Below are 25,996 nucleotides of genomic sequence, written 5' to 3'. Positions count from 1 at the left end.
GCCCAAAAACTACCGCAAAAAAACAAATTTATAAGCATAAGCAACTCCCTATAACTCATAAATTGAAAAAGATTTTTTCATGAACCAAAAAACCACTTTGGAAATTGTTTTTTTCCAAAGTGGCCTCACAATCATTTATTTAACATTGTTTTTACTTTATTCATTACATTGTCTACAGTAAAGCCATACTCGGCAATCACTTTCGCTCCAGGGGCACTTGCACCAAATTGGTCGATGCCCATTGCCTCTCCTTCATCACCGATATATTTATGCCATCCTAGCGTTGAACCCATTTCAATGGATAGACGTTTTTTCACCGCTTTCGGTAATACGGACTCTTTGTACTGGTCATCTTGTTTATCGAATAAGTCCCAAGATGGCATAGAGACGACTGCAACGTCTATTCCTTCCGATAGAAGTTGCTTTTGTGCATCAACGGCTAAATTCACTTCTGAACCTGTCGCGATTAAAATCGCCTCAGCAACTTCACCTTTAGCTGGAGAAACAGTATAGGCGCCTTTACGAACTCCCTCTTTAGCTAATTCGCCTGTTGTCGGCAAGACTTGTAAGTTTTGGCGTGAAAGCACCAATACAGTCGGCCTATCTTTCGATTGAACAGCAATTTCCCAAGCGGCAGATGTCTCATTGCCATCCGCTGGTCTTATGACTGTCAACATAGGCATTGCACGCAATGAAGATAAATGCTCAATTGGCTCGTGAGTCGGTCCATCTTCGCCAACAGCAATGCTATCATGCGTAAATACATACGTCACTGGAAGTTCCATCAAAGCAGATAGTCTGATTGCAGGTCGGACGTAATCGCTGAACACGAAGAACGTACCGCCGAAAACATTCAATCCACCGTGGAGTGCCATACCGTTCAACGCTGTCCCCATTGCAAATTCACGAACACCGAACCATATATTGCGGCCTTCAGGGTTACCTGGAAGGAAATCTCCAGCACCTTTAATTGTCGTTTTGTTTGAGCCCGCTAAGTCAGCACTTCCTCCAAAAAGCGATGGAACCGTTTTGGCGATCGCATTGATTGCATCTCCTGAAGCGGAGCGCGTAGCAATCGATGCACCAGCTTCATACGTCGGCAGATTTGACAAGTTTTCAGTAAGTTCGTTATTGATGGCTGCATTGAGCTGTGAAAATAGTTCAGGATGCGCTTCTGCGTATCGGTCAAATAGGTCATTCCATTCCTTCTCCGATTTGACACCTAACTCCTCAATCGATTTCTTGAACGTGCTGTATACGTCTTCCGGCACGTGGAAATCCTCTTCGAAAGTCCATTTGTAATATTCTTTCGTCAATTTCATTTCATCTTCGCCAAGCGGCATACCGTGAGCATCCGCTTTGCCGGATCTGTTCGGAGATCCATAGCCGATGACAGTTTTCACTTCGATAATCGTTGGGCCGCCTTCATTAGTTTTGGCTTCATCGATTGCTTTCGAAATTTGGCCAACATTATTTCCATCTTCTACGCGAATATAATTCCAGCCGTAAGACTCAAAACGTTTTTGAATATTTTCTGTGAAAGCCATATTCAAATCGCCATCAAGAGAAATATCATTGCTGTCATATAGGACGATCAACTTATTCAACTGTAGATGGCCAGCTAAAGAAATTGCTTCGGCTGCTACGCCTTCCATTAAATCGCCGTCTCCACAAAGCGCATAAGTGTAATGGTCGATCACAGGGAAATCCGGACGATTGTATGTTGCAGACAAATGTTTTTCTGCCATAGCCATTCCTACAGCCATGCCAATTCCTTGTCCTAATGGGCCAGTTGTTGCTTCAACGCCGACCGTATAGCCATACTCCGGATGTCCGGGTGTTTTAGAACCCCATTGTCTGAAGTTCTTGATTTCTTCCATTGGCAGGTCATAGCCGCTCAAGTGAAGCAAGCTGTATAGCAACATGGATCCATGTCCAGCAGAAAGAACAAATCTGTCCCGATTGAACCATTTCGGGTTGGATGGGTTATGGTGCATATGTTTTGTCCACAGCGTATACGCCATCGGAGCTGCACCCATCGGCAATCCAGGGTGACCTGAATTTGCTTTTTCAATTGCATCGATCGATAATGTTCGAATCGTATTAATCGCTAACTGTTCAATTTGTTCCGTCATTCTGAACATCCTTTCCCGTAACTTTCTCTAATAGTGAATAAATCGTATCCTATAATAGTGTAGTCAATATAGACAAGAATTACAATCCGCATCTCGGATATCATAAATGTCCCGCTCAATCAATTCAAATATTTTTTATTCTTTGCCTCTTTAACTTTTTGAGGTGTAACATCATTTCCTTGTGGGTCAAGCACTTTAACATTCTCAATTGTATTTCTCATAGAGGAACGGAATGATTCCAAATATTCTTTTCGTAATTTTGTTTGCTCTTTTGCTTCTTCGATTGACAATCCTATCGTTTTAGACTTTTTGGAAAGCTCATTGATACGGTTGATTTTATCTTGCGATAGCATAGTATTCCTCCAATTGTAATAAAACTTCATTTTTAGAACAAAAATTGCACAACAATTGCATTCAATTGTAGAATGCGAAGAGTTCTGTATATAACACATTGCTTACTTCCAAGAGCACTATCTGATGGAAAAACGCTTTTACACTGAAACTCTACTATAGAAGGTATACAAAAAGAGCAGGAAGTGCAACCATTCAGCCTTCCTGCTCCATTTCATATTCTTTATAACGTCTATGTACAGTCGCTTTACTTATATGATGACCTAAACCTTTTAAAACGCTTGTAATTTCTTCATATGTGAGCCCTTTTTTACGCAATGAAACAATTTCTTCGATTGGCACTTCTATTCTTTCTCTTCCATCCATATTACCTTTGTTTTTTAAATTGTTTTCAGGTCTATAGCCTTCGCGCACTGCCCGTTTCATTCCTCTTCTAATTTTCGCGTTATGCAGTTTACGCTGATATTCCTCAACGATCGCCAATATTTCCAACAGCATTGTATCCATTTCGTTTAAAGCAATATTGCCGCTATCATGATTGGTAATAATCGATATGTTCGTTTTCGATAGCAAATGCAAAATGGCCACTCTCGCGTTCCCTCTACCTAATCTTGTTTCATCTTGTATTAAAACTGCGTCAATATTTTCAGTTTTGATGTAATCGAGCAGATCAAGTAATCCTTCTCGCTCAATATCATAACCGCTATGCTTGTCAGAAAATGTTTTCAAATGATGATACCCTAACTTCTGAGCAAGCGCTATAAGCTCTTCTTCCTGCCTTCTTAACGAAGGTTCCTGCGTGTTTTTTTCTGTACTGACTCTACAGTAAATGACACAATTTTTCATCGTTCCTCACCCGCCAATACTATAGCATTGGCATCGTAATTTGCATAGACTGGCAGCTTGAGCGTTTCTCCTGATTTAATCGTTGTTGAACTTAAATCGTTCATGTCTATTACTTTTCGTATCCATTGACGAGGCTCTTCATGTTCGGAAAAATGTTCGGCAAGCCCCCATAACGTATCCCCTTCGGAAATTGTAATTTCTACGAAGTCATTCGGTTGTGAATGCTTCATAACCCAAAAGAGAGTAAATGTAGAGCAGAGCAACATCATGAACAATATGTATCCGTATTTTTGTATGAACTTCATAAAAACCCCTCCAAGAATGTCTGTTCGGAATATTTGTTCCCATTATAGAACAGGCATTCCTATAAGTCAACAGTTTTTCTCGAACCTCTGTTTGCAAACCACTCGAACACCTGTTATACTCTTTTTAAGGAATAATCACGAATGTGGTTAAGAAACCACAAACTTCCTAAGACAACTTTTAATCGAGGGGTGAGAAAGATGAAAAAAATATCGAAAAGACAACAAGATATATTGACATTCATAAAAGAAGAAGTAAGGCAAAAAGGGTATCCCCCGTCCGTCCGTGAAATAGGAGAAGCAGTAGGACTAGCTTCAAGCTCTACAGTCCATGGACATTTAGCTCGCTTGGAAAGTAAAGGGTATATTCGTAGAGACCCTACAAAACCAAGAGCAATAGAAGTGTTAGACCCTGAAGGTCATGATGCACTCAAAGCGGGAGTTCTGCACGTTCCGCTTGTAGGGAAAGTAACCGCCGGCCTTCCAATCACTGCAATTGAAAATATCGAAGAGTATTTCCCGCTACCAGAAACTTACGGAACTTCTGATGACCACCTTTTCATGCTTGAAATAATGGGAGAAAGTATGATTGATGCAGGTATTTTGAACGGAGATTACGTCATCGTCAAACAACAACATACTGCCAATAATGGGGAGATTGTCGTTGCAATGACTGAAGAGGATGAAGCGACAGTAAAGCGATTCTTTAAAGAAAAAAACTATTTTAGATTGCAACCTGAAAACGAATCTATGGAACCAATTATCGTAGACAACGTTTCCATCTTAGGAAAAGTTGTTGGCGTATACCGACATATTCATTAATGTCTAGCTGCTTTCAACTGAACTTATCCATACATCTAAAGGGAGTGACACACGATTTCGTGACACTCCCTTTTGTTTAGAATTTTTCAAGAAAAATATTCGAATCTTGTCTGAAAACCTTTTAAAGTTCTTATTTATCAATCAAAGCCTAAGAGAACATTCTAAAAAAAGAGTAAAGGAGAATTTAATGAGTAAAAATCGAAATGTTGTATTATTTATTGCTTCAAGTTTGGATGGATATATTGCTACTGAGGATGAGTCTCTAGAGTGGCTTTTTAATGTCGAAGGTGAAGGTGATAATGGAATTTCAGAATTTTACGACACTGTGGATACCATTTTAATGGGGAAAAGAACATATGATTGGATAATAAAGGAAAATCCAGGGGAGTTTCCATATAAGAACAAAGAATGCTACGTATTTTCAAGATCTATAATAGAAAATACGGAAGATGTAAAATTTGTAAATGGTAATATAAATCGTTTTGTCAACAAACTAAAAAGCCAAGAGGGAAAAAACATTTGGATTGTTGGTGGCGGAGAATTGTTGCTTTCCTTTATAGAGGAAATGTTAGTTGATGAAATGATTATAACAGTTGCCCCAACGATACTTGGCAAAGGAATTCCCCTATTCAGAGAAGGAAATCAACAATTAAATCTCTCTTTAAAAGGAATGCGGAGATTCAATCAATTTGCTGAACTCCGGTACAAAGTAATCAAATAAGGGCGCTTTAAAAAAAGAGAAACCTCGTAGTTGAGTGTTTCTCTTTTTAACGCGAGTTAAAGCTTTAATAATTAATAATATTATTTCACCATTTGAGATTTCAATAGTTGTTCCATAGAAGACATAACTGCCGCTTTTACGTGTTCATATGTCAAACCGCCTTGCACATATGCAGTATAAGGTGGTCGGATCGGTCCGTCTGCTGTCAATTCGATACTCGATCCTTGTATGAATGTTCCAGCAGCCATGATTACATCATCGGAATAGCCAGGCATATAGGATGGTTCAGGTGCATAATGCGCATTGATCGGAGAGTTTTCTTGAATCGTCTGGCAAAACGCTATCATCTGTTCAGCATTGCTGAAATTGACAGATTGAATCAAATCGGTGCGGAGATCTGCATAGTGCGGTGTCGTATTGAAGCCATAGCTTTCCAGTAAAGCAGCTGTAAATACTGCACCTTTCACCGACTGACTTACGACATGAGGAGCTAAGAAAAACCCTTGATACATTTCAAGAAGCGTATCCAATGAAGCCCCCGCTTCCGAACCAATTCCCGGAGATGTCAATCGATATGCACACTTCTGAATCAAATCCGAACGCCCTGCGATATAACCTCCCGTACGTACTAACCCGCCGCCAGGATTCTTAATAAGAGATCCGGCCATAATATCAGCACCTACTTCTATCGGCTCTTTTGTTTCCACAAATTCACCATAGCAATTGTCCACAAAAACGATTAGATCCTCATTGATCTCTTTAATGAACCTTACCATTTCCTCAATTTCTTCCACATGGAAAGAAGGTCGATCCGAGTACCCTTTCGATCGTTGAATGCCGATCATTTTAGTACGTTGATTCACATGTTTTGAAACTTCTTCAAAATTGACAGAACCATCCTCCTTCAAATCAATATGTTTATACGTAATGCCATAATCATGCAATGATCCTGTATCCTCACCGTTTCCTGTAACGATCGCTTCTAAAGTGTCGTATGGCTTACCTGTAATATATAGCAGCTCATCTCCTGGACGCAATAACCCAAAAAGACTTAACGAAATGGCATGCGTCCCTGAAATAATTTGGTTCCTAACTAAACATGCTTCCGCTCCGAACACGTCAGCATATACTTGTTCTAAGACATCCCTACCGCTATCATCATACCCATATCCTGTTGATCCTGTGAGATGAAAATCACTCACCTTATTTTTCCGGAAAGCGGATAATACCTTTCTCTGATTATAAAATGCAATCTCTTCGATACGCTTAAAATAGGGAGCAATTTTTTCTTCTACTTCCGAAGCCCGTAATGTCAGTTGCTCGCTATATTGAAATAGTTTCATCCGTAATTCCTCTTTCTTTTTATAGTCACCCTATTATCTTATCATAATAAATGGCGTTTGAAGCTCACAAAACAAAGAAGAGACTAACGTATTCGCCATTCATTTGCTACAATAATAGATGCTCTCAGAAAGGAGGCAGTTGTTTGGCTTGGGAAGTTTTTAGTTTCATCGGAACAGCAGCCTTTGCAATATCGGGCGCCCTCATAGCACTTGAAGAACAATATGATTTATTTGGCGTATATATTTTAGGGATGGTGACAGCGTTTGGCGGCGGTGCAATACGGAATGTCTTAATTGGCGCCCCCGTCTCTGTACTATGGGATCAAAATTTCCTATTTATTGTGGCGACCATTTCAATCCTTATCATTTTCTTTTTTTCGAAAATGCTATTAACTCATTGGAACAGATGGGGGACATATTTTGACGCTGTTGGGCTTGCAGCATTTGCAATTCAAGGTGCAATGTTAGCAGTCAAATATGAAAAATCATTGTTTGCTATTATGGTTGCAGCAGTATTGACAGGTGCTGGCGGCGGTGTCGTTAGAGATGTGTTAGCTGGTAGAAAACCGCTAATTTTCCAAAAGGATATTTATGCAGTATGGGCTGCAGTGGCCGGGCTTCTCGTCGGTCTCGGTTTACATAAGATAGATATCGCCTTATATATATTATTGATCGTAACAACAATGTTACGAATGCTTTCCTATCGTTTCCATTGGCGATTACCACAAGGGCCAAAATAATAAAGGCCGTATCAAGTCTCATAAAAGACTTGAATGCGGCCTTTCCTCATTACGCCTCGTCCTTCAACGTGACAGGTTTTGCTGGTACATACGTTGAAATCGCATGCTTATAAATCAATTGCTGCTTGCCATCCGACTCTAACAGGACGGTATAATTGTCATACGACTTAATGAGCCCTTTCAATTGGAATCCATTCAATAAAAAAACTGTAACAAACGTATTGTTCTTTCTTAATGAATTCAAAAAAACTTCTTGCATGTTTCCTTGTGCCATACACCCCATCCTCCTGTAGCTTCTATATTCTTTTGCTCTTTATCTATTATTCGAGATGTTCTGATCAAAATCCTTCAATATTGATAAAATTCCATTAATAATTATTTCACGATCTGTCAATGCATCAAACCAATGCACATCCAATTTATTTCGAAAATAGGTCATTTGCCTTTTTGCATAATTGCGGGTATTCTTTTTAATCAACGCCACTGCCTCATCAATTGTTAAAGTTCCTTCAAAATATTGATGAAGCTCCTTATAGCCAATTGCTTTGACAGATTGCACATTCCGGACACCGGCATCCCATAAACCCTTCGCTTCCTCCAATAAACCTTTTTCCATCATCGCATCGACCCGGCGATCAATTCTTTCATAAAGAAGTGCCCTCTCCAAATCAAGACCTACGATAAAGTGTTCATAGATTGGTATCTGACCTTTGCCATCCTCATGAGCATTTTTCGTTTTTCCAGTCACTTCGATGATTTCCAACGCCCTAATTAGACGCCTATGATTATTCGGATGGATCTTTTCAGCGCTTTTCGGGTCAGCCTCCTGCAATTTCTCATATAACGCCTCTGGACCATTCTCAATTAGTTGACGTTCCAGATTCAAACGAACTTCTTCATCTGATGCTTGTTCAGTAAACCGGAAATCATAGAGGACAGACTGTATATATAAACCTGTTCCTCCGACGATGATCGGTATTTTGCCTTTCACATGAATTGCATCGATTGCAGACCTTACATTCTCTTGATATTCCGCAACCGAAAAAGCCTCTGTCGCCTCTTTTATATCGAAAAGATAATGTGGAACCCCCTGTTTTTCTTCTTCAGTTATTTTAGCGGTGCCGATATTCAGTCCTTTATAGACTTGCATAGCATCTCCATTAATGATTTCTCCGCCAATTCTCTTAGACAAGTCAACGCTCAATGCCGTTTTCCCAGATGCTGTCGGACCGACTATGGCGATGACGAAAGGTGATGTAGTCATTTTCTCTCTATCCATTTCTTAGTAAACTCAAAAACTTCTTGCCGATTCGTTTCGTGCAGCATTTCATGACGCCCTCCAGCATAAAGCATGACAGTGACATCCTTCAATCCTGCTTGATCATATTGATCCGCTACTTTGTATATCCCTTTGCCAAATCCTCCTACAGGATCATCTTCTCCTGATAATAAAAGAATCGGCAAGTCTTTTGGCATATACTCTATATTTTTCATCATATGGATTGTGCCAATTCCTTCAAATAGATTGATGAAAAATTGCGTCGTTGGCACGAAGCCGCAAAGCGGGTCTTCAATATATTTTCCGATGGACGCCTTATCTCTTGATAGCCAATCAAATGGTGTTTCAGCATTTTTAACAGTCTTGCTATAATTGCCAAAGACGAGCGAATTCAATAGTACATCAGGCTTGTCTGCACCACTCATTTTCCTTCTCAACATCGCTAGCGCTTTTCCTGCTTTACGGCTCCATTTTGGATCATTTCCAGTGCCCGAGCAAATAAGCATATCCAACTTATCTCCGAATAATTGTGCATAGCGGCGAGCAATGAATGACCCCATACTATGGCCGAATAAAATAAATCGGTTTGCAGGGATGATTGTTTTAAAATGCTCAATAATTTCATTTCCATCTTCTACAATACGATCAAACCCTATGTTATCGCCAAAATGCCCCAAATTTCCAGCTTTTAATGCGGTTTGTCCATGGCCTCTATGATCATGTCCTGAAACTGCATAACCGTTTGAGCATAAATATTCCATGAATGGCTCATAACGGCCGATATGTTCTGCCATACCGTGAAAAATATGCACATGTCCGATTAGCTCTTTTTTCGGTTTCATCCAAACAGCATGAATGGTGCAGCCATCTGACATTCGTATATTGACTTCATTCAATCGACCGCTCATTCCTTCCCTTCTGCTATTTGGATTTGGAGATCCAATTCAGTTGCATAGCGCTTCTTTTCTTCTTCAGAGTAAGAAAGAAGATTTGCCATATAATTGATAACAGCCTCTTTATATTGCTTTACATGATCAATTTCAAAATATAATGCACCTTTTCGGCGAATGAGGTAGTCTGCTGGTGTTACAACCGCTTCATAGTGGATTCCATACATAATTTCCGCTCTCCATGAAAGTGGCAAATCAGATTTTTCCACGGATAGGGCATGTGCATAGTTAAATAAAATATCAACGTTCGTACCATAAGTAGATGAAAGCTTTCGACCTTCCTCTTTCGACAGTGAAAAAAGTCCGGCCTCATTCGTTTTACTATCCAAGAAACTTTGGAAATGTTCCTCATTGTCAAACTCTCCACCCGATAACCGTAATTGCTCTGTCACACACGGGTTAAATGATTGCGATGGAAAACGATCGACAATACGGTCAACAACATGCTCAGCCATTTTTCGATAGCCTGTCAGTTTCCCCCCGGCAATTGTAAGAAGACCTGTATCCGCTTCCCAAATTTCATCTTTTCTTGAGATTTCGGAAGCATCTTTTCCTTCTTCATAGATTAGCGGCCTAACTCCCGCCCATGTCGACTCTACATCTTCTCTCTTCACTATCGTCGAAGGGAACATATAACGCAATGCTTCCAGCAAATAGTCAATATCCTCGGAAGTTGCAACCGGCCGTGCAGGATCGCCATCATAAAAAGTGTCAGTTGTTCCGATATAGGCCTTTTTCCCTCTTGGAATGGCGAAGATCATCCTACCATCAGGCGCATCGAAATAGACTGCTTGACGCAAAGGGAATTTTATCCGATCAATAACGATATGAACACCTTTCGTCAAACGCAAAGTTTTGTCGTTGGACATTTCGTCTTTTTTCCGTACTTCATCTACCCATGGGCCAGAAGCATTGACGACAACTGTCGCATCAATTGAAAACATTTCGCCATTCAGCATATCCTTTACAAGCGCACCAACAACCTTGCCGTTATAATAGTTGAATTGCTCCATCTTCGCGTAATTTAAACAGAGTGCCCCTTTTTGAACGGCTTTCTTCATTGTTTCAATTGTTAAACGTGCGTCATCTGTTCTATACTCCACATAATGCCCGCCGCCTAATAAGCCTTCTCTTTTCAATAACGGCTCCATTTCAAGTGTTTCCTCAGCAGTCAACATTTCACGACGTTCTTCTTTTCTCACACCAGCCAACTTATCGTAAACAAATAACCCGGCAGCTGTCGTCAATTTTCCGAAAGTGCCTCCTTTATGAAAAGGGAGCAGCATGCGTTCAGGTTCAGTTACATGTAGTGCGTTATGATAAACAATATCCCGTTCCTTGCCGGTTTCGGATACAATTTTCAATTCGAACTGCTTCAAGTACCGCAATCCTCCGTGAACTAATTTCGTCGATCGGCTGGAAGTGCCTGCTGCGAAATCTTGCATATCAATTAAAGCGACGGACAGCCCTCTCGTAACGGCATCCAGTGCAATTCCTGCCCCGGTAATTCCTCCACCGATCACCAATAGATCAAATTGGTAGTCGCGCATAAATTGTTTTACTTTTGGCCTTGTAATTGATGACAACATTGTACGCCCTCCTTCTAATCCATTTTAAAGACACGCGCCGCTTCCACTGCTTTTTTCCAACCTGCATAAAGTCCATCCCTTACACTGCAATCCATCGAAGGAGAGTATGTTTTTTCCTTGGACCATAATGCTTGGATTTCTTCCAACGAACTATAGAAATTCGTAGCAAGGCCAGCTAAATAGGCAGCTCCTAAAGCCGTCGTTTCCAAATAAGCGGATTGCTCCACATCAATTTGCAATAGATCGCTTTGAAATTGCATAAGAAAGGAGTTGGCAACCGCGCCACCATCAACTCGTAACACTTCAATTTTCTTTCCTGCATCCTTTTCCATCGTCATTAATACATCTTTCGACTGGTATGCCAAGGATTCTAATGTCGCACGAATGAAATGCTCTTTCTTCGTACCGCGGGTCAATCCGAAAACCGCTCCTCGTGTATCGGAATCCCAATAAGGGGTTCCAAGACCGACAAAAGCTGGGACGACATAAACACCATCAGTTGATGGAATGCGTTCCGCATACATTTCTGAGTCTTTAGCATGCTGCAACATTCGCATACCATCTCGTAACCATTGAATTGCTGAGCCCGCGATGAACACACTACCTTCCAATGCGTAAGTTACTTTCCCATTTAAACCGTAGGCTATCGTTGTCAATAAACCATTTTCAGATTGAATAGGTTGCTCCCCTGTATTCATTAACATGAAGCAGCCTGTTCCATAAGTATTTTTAGCCATACCCTCTTGAAAACATGCTTGGCCGAATAATGCGCATTGCTGATCCCCCGCCGCACCAGCAATTGGAACCGATGCACCAAAAAATACTGACGGATCGGTATGGGCATAAACTTCGGATGACATGCGGACTTCGGGAAGCATGCCCATCGGTATAGACAGCAAATCACAAAGCTCCTTATCCCATTTCAACTCATGGATATTAAATAGCATTGTCCTCGAAGCATTGGAATAATCCGTTACATGGACTTTGCCATTCGATAATTTCCATATTAAAAACGAGTCGATCGTTCCAAAAAGCAAATCGCCTTTTTCAGCTTTTTCTTTCGCGCCTTCCACATGGCTGAGGATCCATTTTAATTTAGTTGCTGAGAAGTATGGATCAAGTTGCAATCCTGTTTTATTGCGTATTGTTTCTTCATGCCCGCCATCTCGCAATTCATCGACGATTTGCTGTGTTTGCCTTGACTGCCAAACGATCGCGTGATAGACCGGCTGCCCTGTACGCTTATCCCAAACGACCGTCGTTTCTCGCTGATTAGTAATGCCGATGCCTGCAATGTCCTCAGGCTGGTAGCCTCCTTCTGTCAATACGGAAGCAATAACAGACAGTACTGATCCCCAAATTTCATTGGCGTTATGTTCAACCCAGCCAGGCTTCGGAAATAATTGAGTAAATTCTCGTTGTGAAGTTCGGACCATTTTTCCTTCTTTATCAAAAAGGATTGCTCTTGTGCTTGTCGTTCCTTGGTCAATCGATAGAATAAATTTCCCCACTCCATCTTCACTCCCTATCCTTTTGCGTTTACATAACGCGTTTAAACATCTTTTCAATTTCATATGTTGAAAAATGAATGAGTACAGGTCTGCCATGTGGACATGTATACGGGTTTTCAGCTTTGGATAAATCCGACAACAGCCTTTCCATATCGGCAATCGTTAAATAGTGATTCGCTTTGATGGACTTTTTGCAGCTCATCATAATTGCTGTCTCTTCCCGGAGTTTCCCAATATCGATTTTCTTTACATCCAACACTTGCTCGACCAATTCTTCAATAATTGCAGTTTCTTCTCCTTTTGGGAACCAAACAGGATGCTCCTTCACCGTATACGAAGAAGGGCCGAACTCTTCCAAATAAACTCCTACATCATTCAACTTTTCCATATTCTCTTCAATTATCGCTTTGTCATTTCCTGCATAATGGAAAATAAGAGGCATCATTAGCATTTGACGTTCACTCTCATCCGCTTTACCCAATTTATCTCTGAAATATTCATATTTTATCCGCTCTTGTGCAGCGTGTTGATCGATCATATAAAAACCATCTTCATTTTGTGCAATAATATACGTTCCATGGACTTGTCCGACTGGAACTAAAGAAGGAAAATCATTTGCTGCTTCTTCTTCAATTTCTTCCTGCACAATTTCTATTGGTTCTTTCTCTTCATATACATATTCCGGCTGCACTTGCTGCGGTTCTTCTTGAATAACCGGTTCTACATTGTTGTACATACGCTCATCCAATTTCTTTTCCGCTTGAACGATTAGTGCTTCATTCTTTTCCTGCGGTTTTGGAGCTGCGCTTCTGAATGTGTTTGATGGTGCTGTTTGTTTCATTTCGTTCCATATCGTTCTTTGCTCGGACATTATTTTTGGTGCAGGTTCTCGCTTTATTGCATCAGGAATAATGACCGTTTTTTTAATCGCCTCGTTGACAGCCGTTTTAATGAGATTCAGCAACTCCCCCTCTTTACTCATTCGAATATGTTGTTTTGCAGGGTGAACATTGACATCTGTTAAAAAAGGATCTGCCGTTACGTTAATGACGGATATGGGGTATCTGCCGATTGGCAAATACGTATGCATGCCATCTAACACAGCTTGATTGACAGCATAGCTTTTCACCCATCTGCCATTCACAATTAGTGTAATGTAGTTTTTGGATGCCCTTGTCATTTCCGGCAATGTAATGAAGCCATCTATTGCATAATCGGCATTCTCTCCTTGGAATGGGACCATTTTACGAGCAACCGCCATTCCATATATATCCGATAGTACTCGACGCTGATCGCCTGTACCGGCAGTTTGCAAGATGACTTGATCATGATGGGATAATTTAAAGGCGATATGCGGATGGCTAAGGGCCAATCGGTTTACGATATCTATCGAATGACCTAATTCGGTTTGAATCGTTTTCATATATTTTAGCCTTGCAGGAGTATTATAGAATAGCTGTGAAATTGTCATATCAGTGCCTTTCCTAAAAGCGGCATGTTCTTGCTTTGTCACCGCTCCTCCGTCAATTTGGACCCGCGTCCCTTCGTGTTCTCCATCTGACGTCCACAATTCCACTTTTGAAACGGAGGCGATACTCGCTAACGCTTCTCCGCGAAAACCTAACGTGCGGATTCTGAAAAGATCATGTTCATTTGATAGCTTGCTCGTTGCATGGCGTTCAAAGGCACGTGTTGCGTCTGTTTTCGACATTCCTTTTCCATTGTCCGTAACTCTGATCGAGGTTAGTCCTGCTTCTTTCAGCGATATTTCGATCGATGTGCTCTCCGCATCAATCGAATTCTCTATTAACTCCTTTACGATGGAAGCAGGTCTTTCCACTACTTCTCCTGCCGCTATTTTATTGGATAGCGCATCGTCCATTACGGAAATGACATCCATTGAAATACCTCCTTCCCCGAATTATTATTTTACTTCTTGTTTATCTTTCAGTTTCATTTTCCAGTTATAAATGGTTTGCATTGCTTGCATTGGAGTCATATTCATTAAATCAATTTGTTCGATTTCATTGATGACTTCCAATTGCGTTTCAGATGGTTCTACTATTTGTTCTTGTCCGTCAAAAAATGATAATTGCTCGGCACCGTGGTCTGACATCACTTCTAATTCTTTACTTTCGAATGTAACGAGCAGTCGTTTTGCCCGCTCGATAATCGGTTGCGGCAAGTTGGCTAATTCAGCGACGTGGATTCCATAGCTTTTATCTGCCGCCCCTGCCATTACTTTATGTAAAAACACGACTTTTCCATCTTGTTCGATAGCGGCGACATGGACATTGGTCAGTTTTTTCAGCTCTGTATCTAAATGGGTCAGTTCATGATAGTGCGTGCTGAATAATGTATTCGCACCGATTTCGTCATGGATGTATTCCATCATTGCTTGTGCCAGTGACATTCCGTCATATGTCGAGGTTCCTCTTCCGATTTCATCGAACAGCAATAGACTATTTGCCGTTGCGTTGGCGATTGCATATCTTGATTCCATCATTTCCATCATGAAAGTACTTTGTCCTGAAGCTAAATCATCAGCAGCTCCGATGCGGGTGAAAATTTGATCGGTTATCGGTAACAATGCTGATTCACAAGGAACAAAGCATCCAATTTGGGCCATAATAACCGTTAATGCGACTTGGCGCATGAATGTACTTTTACCTGACATATTTGGACCGGTAATTAACAGCATATTCCCATCTTCGGTCAAACTACAAGAATTCGGAACGTACAAAGAATGATCCATCATTTTTTCCACTACAGGATGTCTGCCATTTTTTATTTCAAGTGCATGTCCCTTATGGAATTTTGGTCTGACAAACTGGTACTTTTCTGATACTGTAGCGAATGATAGAAGGACATCCAATTCCGAAAGAACACTTGATAGCTGCTGCACTGTGCGGATATGTGCTTTCATTTCATCCCGAACTGAACAGAATAACGCATATTCCAATTCTTGGCCGGCTGCATCTGCATTCAAGATCAAATCTTCCTTCTCTTTCAGCTCCGGAGTAATATAGCGTTCTGCATTTGCCAATGTCTGCTTGCGCTCATAACGTGTCAAATCCGCTAAATGGATATTCGATTTCGTTATCTCTATATAATAACCAAAAATGCGGTTATAGCCGATTTTCAAATTTTTAATACCGGTTCTTTGACGTTCATTTTGCTCCAATTCAGCAAGCCATTCTTTCCCATGCTTTGATGCTTCTCTATATTGATCTAACTGGGCATCGAAACCATCTTTAATAATTCCTCCTTCTTTCACAGAAAGGGGAGGCATTTCCGCGATCGATTTCTCTAATAAATCAAGTGCGGTTTCGCAGCAATCAATCTTATTTGCAAAATGAGTTAAGTTTCTTGACTTTGATTGCTGAAGGGCTTGTTTGATTGCTGGCACTTTTCGCAATGAATTTCTTAATTGCGATAGGTCCCGTCCACTGGCGCTTCCCATAGAAATCCTACCCGACAGACGCTCTAAATCGTACACTTCTTTTAAATTTTCTTTTAGCTCTTCCCTTAAGAAATAATCATCAATTAAATCCTCTACTATATTCAGTCTTTCTTCAATTGCATTTTGATTCGAAAGTGGTTGATGAATATAGCTTTTCATTTTCCTTGCACCCATTGCGGTTACCGTTTCATCCAACAACCAGTAAAGTGTTCCTTCCTTGCCTCCCGTACGAATCGATTGGACCAATTCCAAATTTCTCATAGAGTTAGCATCGATTGACAGTTTTCCTGACTTTTGAATGTACTCAAATGGCTGTAAATGATCTAACGCAGACTTTTGTGTCCTTTTCAAATAGGCGATTAGCATTTCACAGGATTCTCGTATGGAAGGGGGCAGCTGTTCTGTAAGCTCGGCGGAAAGTTGCTCCCCTTCTCCTTCTTCGATAGAAAGGACGATATTTCGTTTGCTCATACTGTCGCTCAATACAATATGAAGCCGCTCACGCACGACTAATTCCCTCATCGAAAGGGCTTCGACTTCACTAATTAGCGTCCTCTCGTCTCCTGTAACGATTTCGACTTTCCCTTCCCCTGTCGATAAATCTACATACGATAAAGCGAAACGATTAGCTTCAATTTGATCGACCGCTCCGATGAAGTGATTTGTGCGTGTATCTATGCTCTTTCCTTCCGTAATGGTACCGGGTGTAATTATTTTTACAACCTCTCGCTTAACGATTCCTTTTGCTACTTTCGGATCCTCTGTCTGTTCGCAAATTGCTACTTTATGTCCTTTGCGAACGAGTGTTTCAATATATCCTTCAGCTGAATGAAAAGGAACGCCGCACATCGGAATTTTTTCCGCTCCACCGCCGTCCCTGCTTGTCAATGTTATTTCCAAAATATTTGCCGCTTCGACAGCATCCGTAAAAAACATTTCATAAAAATCACCTAACCTGAAAAAAAGGAAGGCGTCTTTATATTCGGCTTTTACTTGCAAATATTGCTGTATCATTGGTGTATATGTAGTCATGCTCCAACCTCACTGCATTTCATTATTTTCTCTTATTATAGCAAAACCGTTCCTATCAAAGTAGTGAATCGGTTAGACAGATTACGCCACTGTTTCCATCTTTCTTTACTTCCATTGTCCAAAAGTGAAAAATGGTAGGATTTCATTTTTGCCGATAAGAAAAAGCCGGTTGCTCCTCCCGGCTTAAAACGGACCTGATCCTTTGTCTCTTCCTTGTTCGTGATGATGGTGCTTCTCATCTTTCTCCTCATCTCGGTTATGTGAAGAGCTTTCATCTCGTAGTGGCCATTCCTCTTCAAAATGATGTGGATGTACAGAAATGCAAACTTTCGTTTCACCGACTACTTCTGCGATTAATTCCCTTTCTACTTTAATGACAAACTTCTCCCCGCAATCGGAAATAAGTGCTTCTGTGCAGTTTGGATGCTGTGCGACATTGACAATGATTTCTTCGTGTCCAGATGTCGGTTCATCACGATAATGAAGCCGGATCCGATCTTTGTAAGGTACCGATTCCGAATAGACGGAGGTTTTAGAATGATCGTGGTGGGAATACCAAACATTGACATCGAACTTCCCGGTCACTTCAATGTATCGGCCAACCTTTTTTGCCTGATGGGTATGGTTGATGACCCAGCAACCCAATATGCTGGAAGGCTTATTCGGCGGCTTTAAGGATACCGTTGACTCGGTCCGTTTTTTTCCTTTTGCGATGACTGCCTTCGTAACAATTTGTCGTAAGTTTTTCAGTTTTTTTCCTCCTTCATTGACTTCTATTTATCCTATGCAACAAGAGCCCAGAAAGTGAAAAAAAACAGCAATGAATTTAATTGTTTCAAATATCACTATTTATGATTTCAATTTTGCAACATAAAAAGCTCAGAAGGGGGGATCCTCTGAGCTTTTTATATTGTAGTATGATTACGATAAAGATTTACGTTGCGTATTTTCAACGTAAGATCCTGTTTCGCCTTTAAGAACGTTGCCGCCAGTCGATTCAATAATTTCATCTGTTACGCTGTTTGCAATCGTCGTGGAAACTAATTGCAACAAATCATTTACTTCTACCTGAGATTGCTTGAATTCTTGTACAATTGGAACTTCATCAATTTCCTCTTGGATTTTTTCTATTTTTCCTTCGATAATTGCAAGTGCTCTTTCCTTTTCATATGCTTGGAAATTCACCGCTTGTGTTTGCAATGATTTCAAGCTCGCAATTTTTTCACGGATTTTTTGATTTTCGTTGATTTGCGCTTCCGCACGCTTAAAGAATTCAACTTGCTCCGTGTTAGCGATCATATGTGCAATTTCTCGCGCTTTAGCAATGATCTCATCTTTTGTATATAGTTTTTCCATTATGACATCACCTTATCCTCTTCTACGACGCCAATGTATTCGCCGTCGAGTGACCATGTTTTGGCCTCTGTTATTTTTACCTCTACTATTTCTCCGATAACGGATCGCGGAGCTTTAAAATTAACAAGTTTGTTTTTCTCAGTGTATCCAGATAACACTTCAGGATTTCTTTTACTCTCGCCTTCGACTAATACTTTCACGATTTTTCCTTTGTATGGTTTCATCGCTTCTGCTGACATTTCATTTACTAATGCGTTGAGTCGTTGAAGTCTTTCCTTTTTCACTTCCATTGGAATATTATCGACCATTTTTGCTGCAGGCGTTCCTTCCCGTGGAGAGTAAATATAAGTGTAAGCCATTTCAAATCCGACTTCCTTATATAGGGACATCGTTTCTTCAAATTGTTCTTCTGTCTCATTTGGGAACCCAACGATAATATCTGTTGTTAACGTAACATTCGGTATTGCAGCTTTAATTTTGCGTACAAGTTCCAAATAGGATTCACGGGTATACTTCCGTGCCATAATTTTTAAAATGTCGCTTGAGCCGGATTGAACTGGCAAATGAATATGGTCGAGCAAATTTCCGCCTTTCGCCAATACTTCAATTAAATGATCGTCAAAATCTCTTGGATGACTTGTCGTGAAACGAATTCTTGGAATATTGATTTTACGAAGATCGTCCATTAAGTCACCTAAACGGTAGTCGATGTCTTCAAAGTCTTTACCGTATGCGTTGACATTTTGGCCTAACAGCATAATTTCCTTATAGCCTTGGGCTGCTAACTGACGCACTTCTTGGATAATGTCATGTGGGCGTCTGCTTCGTTCTTTCCCCCGGGTATACGGGACGATGCAATACGTACAGAACTTATCGCAACCATACATAATGTTTACCCAAGCTTTTATATTGCCGTGTCGCACTTTTGGAAGATTTTCAATAATATCGCCTTCCTTCGACCATACTTCGACTACCATTTCTTTCGATAAATATGCTTCATGAAGAATGTTCGGCAAGCGATGAATATTATGGGTTCCGAAAATCATATCGACTTGATCATATGTTTTCAAAATTTTGTTAACGACAGATTCTTCTTGAGACATGCAACCGCATACTCCGATGAGCAAATCTGGCTTTTCCAATTTCAACGGCTTTAAATGACCTAATTCCCCGAACACTTTGTTCTCAGCATTTTCACGGATGGCACATGTGTTTAACAAAATGACATCTGCATCGTCAACAGTATCCGTCGGTTCATAGCCTAAACCGATAAAAATGCCGGCCATTACTTCTGTATCATGCTCGTTCATTTGACAGCCGTACGTTCTTATGTAAAATTTTCTTCCATTTCCCATACCAAGGAAACGTTCCTCAATTCGGAAATCATCATGATAAGCAATTTCCTCTTTACCTCTTTTTTTCGCTTCTTTTAAAGAGGGTGGAGTATAAACCGTTTCAAAATATTTGCTATAGTCTTTTTCCACTTTATTTGCAGGCTTTTCGATGCCCGGCTTTATAAGACCTGCTTGCAGGCGTTGTTCTTCATTCATAAGATCTTTCCCCTTTCTTTCAAAACACTCGGGAATTGAACAGACTGATTTCATTATACATGAAGTCTCTTTGACTTTGTAGTAACACGTTCTTTATATTTCGGCAACTATGTGACCGAATTGTTGACAAACACTCACATACGGTGTTGAGACCAGCAAGACGCTGGGCATACAACCGTTGTGCAGGAAGCAGCGGCCTTCTGTTGCCTTTCCTTCGTTCCTTGTCCGGCAAGCGTTTTCAAGCCAAGCTGGGCAAAGATCTAATTCATGAAAAAAATAAAAAGACTGTAGACAAAGTAAAAAAATACTTTGTCTACAGTCTGATACTCCGGAATAGCCGAAGTCCTTTTGTTGCATTCTTATTGCCGAATGCGTTTTTCTACTAACAGCTTTAATGCTGTACGACCTTCTCCGTTAATCTGGATATCGGTGAATGCGGGGGCGCATACGAGATCCCCGCCGCTCGGAGCTACAAAGCCACGGGCGATTGCTACTGCTTTGATCGCCTGGTTCAAAGCGCCTGCTCCCACCGCCTGCATTTCAGCGTAGCCTTGGTCTCGAATGACGGCTACGAGTGCACCTGCAACTGAATTGGGATTCGAGCGGGATGATACTTTCAATGGACTCACCATGTTTCCTCCTTATTTTTACGATGTCTATGGAATGAACATATCCATAGACCATCCTATGAAAAAGAGGCGTTGATTAGACTCAACTTCATCCTTCAAATCTATGGTCTTCGTTAATCAAAATTCGTTCAATTGACTTCGCTTTACCATTTAGGTCATCTATCTCGACAATTAAGCCGCTTAGCTGCGCACGGCCTTTTTTTGGCACTTCAAATCGGACGGGCATATTCGTTTTGAAACGATAAATGACGTCTTCTTTTTTCATGCCTAATACTTCATCATAAGGACCTGTCATCCCTGCGTCTGTTAAGTAAGCTGTGCCATTCGGCAAAATGCGCTCATCAGCAGTTTGTACATGTGTATGTGTGCCGACTACTACTGACGCTTTGCCGTCTAAATGCCATCCCATCGCAATTTTTTCGCTCGTTGCTTCAGCATGGAAATCAACAAACACAAGAGGCGATATTTTTTTCGCTTCTTCAATTAAAAGATCTGCTTTTTCGAACGGATCAGCATGGGGAGGAAGAAATGTGCGGCCGTGTAAATTAATTACGGACATTGTAATGCCGTTTTTTGTAATCGTCGTCATGCCTTTTCCCGGGGCTTCTTCAGAAAAATTTGCAGGACGTATTAAGTATTCTGTTTCATCGATGAAATCGTAAATCTCTTTTTGATCCCAAGTATGATTGCCCATTGTAACGATGTCTACCCCAGCGCGCAATAGATCGTCAAAAATGGCTCTCGTAATACCTCTTCCAGATGCTGCATTCTCCCCATTCGCAATAATAACATCTGCTGCATACTTTCTTTTCAACCGAGGCAAATAGTCATACAACATATTTCTACCGATTGACCCTACAATATCACCTATAAATAAAACTTTCATTGAAATACCTCTTTCTATTTTTCGATCTTGAACTTTGGTACATTTATTCCTATTGTAATTTTATCACTGGATTGAGTATGTATAAAATATATGGGATTCCTGTTTTGATGAGAGACAAAAGAAAATGATCCCTATCTTGCTAAGCAGGGATCATTTTTTCTTATTTCGCGTATTCAACTGCACGGGTTTCACGAATGACAGTCACCTTGATATGTCCAGGATAATCGAGTTCTTCCTCGATCCGTTTCCGTATATCCCGGGCCAATCTGTGTGCGGTAATGTCATCGATCTGGTCTGGACGGACAATGATCCGTACTTCCCGGCCCGCTTGGATGGCATATGATTTTTCAACGCCTTCATATGACTCTGAAATTTCTTCGAGTTTTTGCAATCTGCGGATGTAGTTTTCCAATGTTTCACTACGTGCGCCTGGTCTTGCAGCAGATAAGGCATCTGCCGCTGCCACCAATACAGCAATGACTGATGTTGCCTCTTCATCGCCGTGATGGGATGCAATACTATTAATGACGACAGGATGCTCTTTGTATTTCGTAGCTAATTCAACCCCGATTTGGACGTGGCTGCCTTCTACTTCATGATCGATCGCTTTACCGATATCATGCAATAAACCTGCACGTCTCGCCAAAGTTACGTCCTCTCCAACTTCCGCAGCCAAGAGTCCTGCAAGATACGCAACTTCCACAGAGTGTTTCAAGACATTTTGTCCATAACTTGTGCGGAAATGCAATCTACCCAAGATCTTGATCAAGTCCGGATGGAGATTGTGGACACCGACATCAAATGTCGTCTGCTCACCTTTTTCCCGGATTAATTCGTCCACTTCGCGCCTTGCCTTATCAACCATTTCTTCTATGCGTGCAGGGTGTATCCTGCCATCTTGAACAAGCTTTTCAAGTGCAAGACGTGCAGTTTCCCGGCGGACCGGATCGAAACCTGATAGGATAACAGCTTCTGGAGTATCATCTATTATAAGATCAATTCCCGTCAATGTTTCCAATGTCCGGATGTTGCGACCTTCCCTTCCGATAATTCTTCCTTTCATCTCATCGTTAGGTAAGTTTACAACGGATACGGTTGTTTCTGCGACATGGTCTGCTGCGAAACGCTGTAATGCAAGGGAAAGGATTTCACGTGCTTTCTTTTCGGATTCCTCTTTCGCCCGCTGTTCAGACTCTTTCGTCATAACGGCGATATCAGTGGAAAGTTCTAATTCTACTTCGTCTAAGATGATTCGTTTTGCTTCATCTCTCGTAAGTGCTGATATTCTTTCCAATTCTGTCTGTTGCGTGGCTACAAGCTCTTCCGCCTTGCGTTCCATCTGTTCAATATGCTGTTGTCTGCTGGAAAGCGCGTCTTCTTTGCGTTCCAGTCCTGCTTCTCTTTTGTTGAGAGCATCATCCTTGCGGTCAAGATTTTCTTCCCGTTGCAAAAGTCGATTTTCTTGCTTTTGAAGCTCCGACCTTCTTTCACGGATTTCCGCTTCCGCTTCAATTCTCAGTTTGTGATTTTCATCTTTCGCTTCTAACAGTGCTTCTTTCTTCAAAGCCTCCGCTTCACGTTTCGCATCTTCGACGATTTGTTCTGCAGAGTTTTTAGCACCCGTCACTCTTGATTCATTCACCTTTTTGATAACAAAATAGATAACAACTGCACCGACGATCAGACCGAGCAAAGCGGAGATGATGATTTTTAGCATCCTTGTCACCTCCTCCTGCTATTCTTTTCGTTTTCAGTCGGCTCGTATATCAACATTCAACATACTGCCATAATGATTTCATTGGTGTGAAATTATACAATTCTAATTGTATAGATGTAAAATTGACATGTCAAGGATTCAAAAGCTCTATGAACGCTTGAGCGGTAACATTTGGTCACTTCATGCTGATTATTCTAAAAAGAGTTATAGAGCGAATAAAAATGGTAGAAAAAAGCCGATCCCTCCGTAAGGAAAGATCGGCAATTCATTCAATCATTATTTCTCTTCTTCTAAGAATAAAGCCAACTCTTCTTCTTCTTCATCTTCATCATGTCCGGCAATTACATAGTTTGCACTTGCCAATCCATAAGAATCACGAATTTTGTTTGAAATTTCTGCACGGATATCCGGATTTTCCTTCAAGAACTGTTTCGCATTCTCACGGCCCTGTCCTAATCTTTCGCCTTCATAAGAGTACCATGCGCCGCTCTTTTGCACGACTTCAAGCTCAGCGCCTAAATCGACAATTTCCCCTTCTTTTGAAATTCCTTCTCCATACATAATATCAACTTCTGCCGTGCGGAACGGAGGAGCAACCTTGTTTTTCACAACACGGATTCTCGTTTTGTTACCCGTGATGTCGTTGCCCTGCTTAATCGCTTCACCGCGGCGTACTTCCAAACGGACAGAAGAATAGAATTTCAATGCGCGCCCGCCCGGAGTTACTTCAGGATTACCGAACATAACACCGACCTTTTCACGGATTTGGTTAATGAATACAGCAATTGTTTTAGACTTATTAATAGCGCCTGAAAGTTTCCGCAAGGCTTGCGACATTAGACGAGCTTGCAATCCGACATGGGCGTCACCCATTTCTCCTTCAATTTCCGCTTTCGGCACGAGTGCCGCAACAGAGTCGACAACAATTATATCAATCGCTCCGCTTCGCACTAACGCTTCAGCGATTTCCAATGCTTGTTCCCCAGTATCCGGCTGGGATAATAGCAATTCGTCAATATTGACGCCTAATTTTTGCGCATAAACAGGGTCAAGAGCATGCTCTGCATCAATGAATGCTGCTTGTCCTCCAGAGGCTTGCACTTCTGCAATTGCATGCAAAGCTACTGTTGTTTTACCAGAACTTTCTGGTCCATATATTTCAATAACTCTTCCTCGCGGGTATCCACCAACACCTAAAGCCGCATCAAGTGCAAGTGAACCAGACGAAGAAGTGGCGATTTCACGGTCGGTCTTTTCCCCCAATTTCATGACGGACCCTTTGCCAAATTGCTTTTCAATTTGTTTCAACGCTTGGTCCAAAGCTATTTTGCGATCGCTCAAAAATAATTCCTCCCTTAACAGGTATGTTCTTTTTCTTCCTGTCTCTACTATACTCCTTTTATGAGAAATATACAATCAAAAAGCGAACGCTCATTCGAACTTTTTATCGAAACTGTAAATATAATTGAGAATAGAAGAGGAAATGTAGGTTTAAATGAGAACAAGGGGCAAAAATAAAATTATTTTTGCCCCTCGTTTTCCGAGATTGATTTGATTAAATAGTAGAGAGCGAAGTTTGCCGCCCTTCTTCGATTAGTATTTCTTGTACCCGAAAGCTCAAGTTTGAAAGTCTTCACTTCTCCCTTATGTGTTTCAATGCCGATCCATACAGTACCCATCGGCTTTTGATCGTGAGGATCTGGTCCGGCTACCCCTGTCAACCCAACACCAATATCCGAATTAAATTTCAGTTTCACCTGCTGGGCAAGAGCCGCAGCGCACTCCTTGCTAACAACTCCATATTTCTCAATCAGTTCTTTTGGAACGTGTAATTGACGTTGCTTTTCTTCCTCGTTGTAAACGACTGTCCCGCCTTTTAATGAAGCGCTTATACCTGCCTGTTCAGACAACTCTGACATAAATAAGCCAGCGGTTAAGCTTTCCGCTGCAGAGATTGTTAAGGATTGCTGTAAAAGCAATTCTGCCGCTTTCGAAGATAACGTATCTTCATCTATCCCATAGATGAATTCCCCTACAAGTGCACGAATCTCTGCTTCTACCGGAGCAATCAAATTTTGCGCCGCTTCTGTAGAATTAGCCTTTGCCGTAATTCGGAGCGTAACAGCATCTCTTGAAGCTAATGGAGCTACTGTCGGATTTGTTTGCCTTTCTATAATGTCTTGCACACGGTGTTCAAGTTCTGCTTCTCCTATACCGTAAAACTTTAATACTTTTGAAGCAATGACTTCGCGTATTCCAACAGCGCCTACTATATAAGGAATCGCTTCATTTATAAACATAGGCTCCATTTCATGTGGAGGGCCGGGCAATAAAATATATCGCTTGCCTTCCTTTTCAATTGCCATGCCCGGGGCCATCCCATTGCGATTTTCCAAAACTGTCGCACCATCTATAATGAGCGCTTGCTTTTTATTATTTTCGGTCATCGTTCGCTTCGTACGTTTAAAATATGCCTCGATATTTCCCAACGCTTTTCTATCCATTATGAGCGAGGAGGAAAGCCTTTTGGCGATCGTCTCTTTTGTTAAATCGTCTTTCGTCGGTCCAAGGCCTCCTGAAAAAATAATGAGATCTGCACGTTGCTGAGCAATTGAAATCGCTTCGTCCAACCTTTTTGGATTATCTCCAACCACTGTATGATAATAAACATCTATACCGACTTCAGCCAAGTTCTTTGCAATGAAAGTAGCATTCGTATTCGTAATTTGTCCTAATAGCAATTCAGATCCGACCGCTATAATTTCAGCTTTCAT

The 25,996-nt window shown here is 41.1% G+C and carries 23 protein-coding genes; 3 read left to right on the top strand and 20 right to left on the bottom strand.

What is annotated here, in order from left to right; translation table 11 throughout:
* Positions 1-131: 131 nt before the first annotated feature.
* The 4 genes from tkt to yneA all read right to left on the bottom strand — a co-directional run bounded on the left by tkt (position 132) and on the right by yneA (position 3,637).
* On the bottom strand, positions 132-2,135 hold the full coding sequence (tkt, locus tag ACFQ38_RS03700) for a transketolase (protein WP_381479816.1): 2,004 nt from the start codon (positions 2,133-2,135) through the stop codon (positions 132-134).
* A gap of 119 nt (positions 2,136-2,254) precedes the next feature.
* Entirely contained in the window at positions 2,255-2,488 is a 234-nt protein-coding gene (locus tag ACFQ38_RS03695) for a DUF896 domain-containing protein (RefSeq protein WP_381479814.1), read from the bottom strand.
* Between the two features lie 193 nt (positions 2,489-2,681).
* A complete protein-coding gene (locus ACFQ38_RS03690) occupies positions 2,682-3,332 on the bottom strand; it encodes a YneB family resolvase-like protein (protein WP_336822552.1) in 651 nt (216 codons plus the stop codon).
* Positions 3,329-3,637 (bottom strand): cell division suppressor protein YneA, encoded by a 309-nt coding sequence (gene yneA / locus ACFQ38_RS03685; protein ID WP_336822551.1) that lies wholly within the window; start codon positions 3,635-3,637, stop codon positions 3,329-3,331. The genes ACFQ38_RS03690 and yneA overlap by 4 nt, the downstream gene beginning before the upstream one ends.
* A 198-nt stretch (positions 3,638-3,835) precedes the next feature.
* On the opposite strand from yneA, the gene lexA reads away from it, so the two are divergent.
* The gene (gene lexA, locus ACFQ38_RS03680) at positions 3,836-4,456 is read left to right on the top strand and encodes a transcriptional repressor LexA (protein WP_336822550.1); all 621 of its coding nucleotides are present in this window, start codon (positions 3,836-3,838) and stop codon (positions 4,454-4,456) included.
* Between the two features lie 187 nt (positions 4,457-4,643).
* The gene (locus tag ACFQ38_RS03675) at positions 4,644-5,177 is read left to right on the top strand and encodes a dihydrofolate reductase family protein (RefSeq protein WP_381479813.1); all 534 of its coding nucleotides are present in this window, start codon (positions 4,644-4,646) and stop codon (positions 5,175-5,177) included.
* Positions 5,178-5,257: 80 nt separating this feature from the next.
* Here the strand turns inward: ACFQ38_RS03675 and ACFQ38_RS03670 are convergent, their stop codons facing one another.
* Positions 5,258-6,520, bottom strand: coding sequence for a methionine gamma-lyase family protein (locus ACFQ38_RS03670; RefSeq protein ID WP_381479812.1), 1,263 nt, complete (start codon positions 6,518-6,520; stop codon positions 5,258-5,260).
* Between the two features lie 143 nt (positions 6,521-6,663).
* Here ACFQ38_RS03670 and ACFQ38_RS03665 point away from each other — a divergent pair, with 143 nt between their 5' ends.
* On the top strand, positions 6,664-7,260 hold the full coding sequence (locus ACFQ38_RS03665) for a trimeric intracellular cation channel family protein (protein ID WP_336822547.1): 597 nt from the start codon (positions 6,664-6,666) through the stop codon (positions 7,258-7,260).
* Between the two features lie 49 nt (positions 7,261-7,309).
* On the opposite strand, the gene hfq is transcribed toward ACFQ38_RS03665, so the two are convergent.
* The 15 genes from hfq to ACFQ38_RS03590 all read right to left on the bottom strand — a co-directional run bounded on the left by hfq (position 7,310) and on the right by ACFQ38_RS03590 (position 25,996).
* Positions 7,310-7,534 (bottom strand): RNA chaperone Hfq, encoded by a 225-nt coding sequence (hfq, locus tag ACFQ38_RS03660; RefSeq protein ID WP_336822546.1) that lies wholly within the window; start codon positions 7,532-7,534, stop codon positions 7,310-7,312.
* A 39-nt stretch (positions 7,535-7,573) separates the two neighbouring features.
* Positions 7,574-8,524: a tRNA (adenosine(37)-N6)-dimethylallyltransferase MiaA gene (gene miaA / locus ACFQ38_RS03655; protein WP_381479811.1), complete on the bottom strand. Its 951-nt coding sequence runs from the start codon at positions 8,522-8,524 to the stop codon at positions 7,574-7,576.
* On the bottom strand, positions 8,521-9,447 hold the full coding sequence (locus tag ACFQ38_RS03650; protein ID WP_381479810.1) for an alpha/beta fold hydrolase: 927 nt from the start codon (positions 9,445-9,447) through the stop codon (positions 8,521-8,523). The genes miaA and ACFQ38_RS03650 overlap by 4 nt, the downstream gene beginning before the upstream one ends.
* Complete coding sequence (locus ACFQ38_RS03645) at positions 9,444-11,078, bottom strand: glycerol-3-phosphate dehydrogenase/oxidase (protein WP_381479808.1); 1,635 nt, start codon at positions 11,076-11,078, stop codon at positions 9,444-9,446. The genes ACFQ38_RS03650 and ACFQ38_RS03645 overlap by 4 nt, the downstream gene beginning before the upstream one ends.
* Positions 11,079-11,092: 14 nt before the next feature.
* Positions 11,093-12,589 carry a glycerol kinase GlpK gene (glpK, locus tag ACFQ38_RS03640; protein ID WP_336822542.1) on the bottom strand — a complete coding sequence of 499 codons (1,497 nt, stop codon included), beginning with the start codon at positions 12,587-12,589 and terminating at the stop codon, positions 11,093-11,095.
* Positions 12,590-12,617: 28 nt separating this feature from the next.
* A complete protein-coding gene (mutL, locus tag ACFQ38_RS03635; protein ID WP_381479807.1) occupies positions 12,618-14,489 on the bottom strand; it encodes a DNA mismatch repair endonuclease MutL in 1,872 nt (623 codons plus the stop codon).
* A 24-nt stretch (positions 14,490-14,513) separates the two neighbouring features.
* Positions 14,514-17,084: a DNA mismatch repair protein MutS gene (mutS, locus tag ACFQ38_RS03630; protein ID WP_381479806.1), complete on the bottom strand. Its 2,571-nt coding sequence runs from the start codon at positions 17,082-17,084 to the stop codon at positions 14,514-14,516.
* Positions 17,085-17,267: 183 nt separating this feature from the next.
* Complete coding sequence (gene cotE / locus ACFQ38_RS03625) at positions 17,268-17,816, bottom strand: outer spore coat protein CotE (protein ID WP_381479823.1); 549 nt, start codon at positions 17,814-17,816, stop codon at positions 17,268-17,270.
* 189 nt (positions 17,817-18,005) lie between these two features.
* Complete coding sequence (locus tag ACFQ38_RS03620) at positions 18,006-18,440, bottom strand: RicAFT regulatory complex protein RicA family protein (RefSeq protein ID WP_336822539.1); 435 nt, start codon at positions 18,438-18,440, stop codon at positions 18,006-18,008.
* Positions 18,440-19,990 carry a tRNA (N6-isopentenyl adenosine(37)-C2)-methylthiotransferase MiaB gene (gene miaB / locus ACFQ38_RS03615; RefSeq protein WP_336822538.1) on the bottom strand — a complete coding sequence of 517 codons (1,551 nt, stop codon included), beginning with the start codon at positions 19,988-19,990 and terminating at the stop codon, positions 18,440-18,442. Before miaB ends, ACFQ38_RS03620 begins: the two co-directional genes overlap by 1 nt.
* Before the next feature lie 359 nt (positions 19,991-20,349).
* Complete coding sequence (locus ACFQ38_RS03610; protein ID WP_207961955.1) at positions 20,350-20,619, bottom strand: stage V sporulation protein S; 270 nt, start codon at positions 20,617-20,619, stop codon at positions 20,350-20,352.
* Between the two features lie 88 nt (positions 20,620-20,707).
* Positions 20,708-21,505 carry a TIGR00282 family metallophosphoesterase gene (locus tag ACFQ38_RS03605; RefSeq protein WP_336822537.1) on the bottom strand — a complete coding sequence of 266 codons (798 nt, stop codon included), beginning with the start codon at positions 21,503-21,505 and terminating at the stop codon, positions 20,708-20,710.
* Between the two features lie 160 nt (positions 21,506-21,665).
* Entirely contained in the window at positions 21,666-23,222 is a 1,557-nt protein-coding gene (gene rny / locus ACFQ38_RS03600; RefSeq protein WP_336822536.1) for a ribonuclease Y, read from the bottom strand.
* A gap of 276 nt (positions 23,223-23,498) precedes the next feature.
* A complete protein-coding gene (gene recA / locus ACFQ38_RS03595) occupies positions 23,499-24,563 on the bottom strand; it encodes a recombinase RecA (protein ID WP_336822535.1) in 1,065 nt (354 codons plus the stop codon).
* Positions 24,564-24,742: 179 nt separating this feature from the next.
* Positions 24,743-25,996 (bottom strand): competence/damage-inducible protein A, encoded by a 1,254-nt coding sequence (locus ACFQ38_RS03590; protein ID WP_381479804.1) that lies wholly within the window; start codon positions 25,994-25,996, stop codon positions 24,743-24,745.

It is taken from the genome of Sporosarcina contaminans, assembly GCF_042679045.1.
Taxonomy (GTDB): Bacteria; Bacillota; Bacilli; order Bacillales_A; family Planococcaceae; genus Sporosarcina; species Sporosarcina contaminans.
This window is presented reverse-complemented; position numbering and strand designations above follow the sequence as displayed.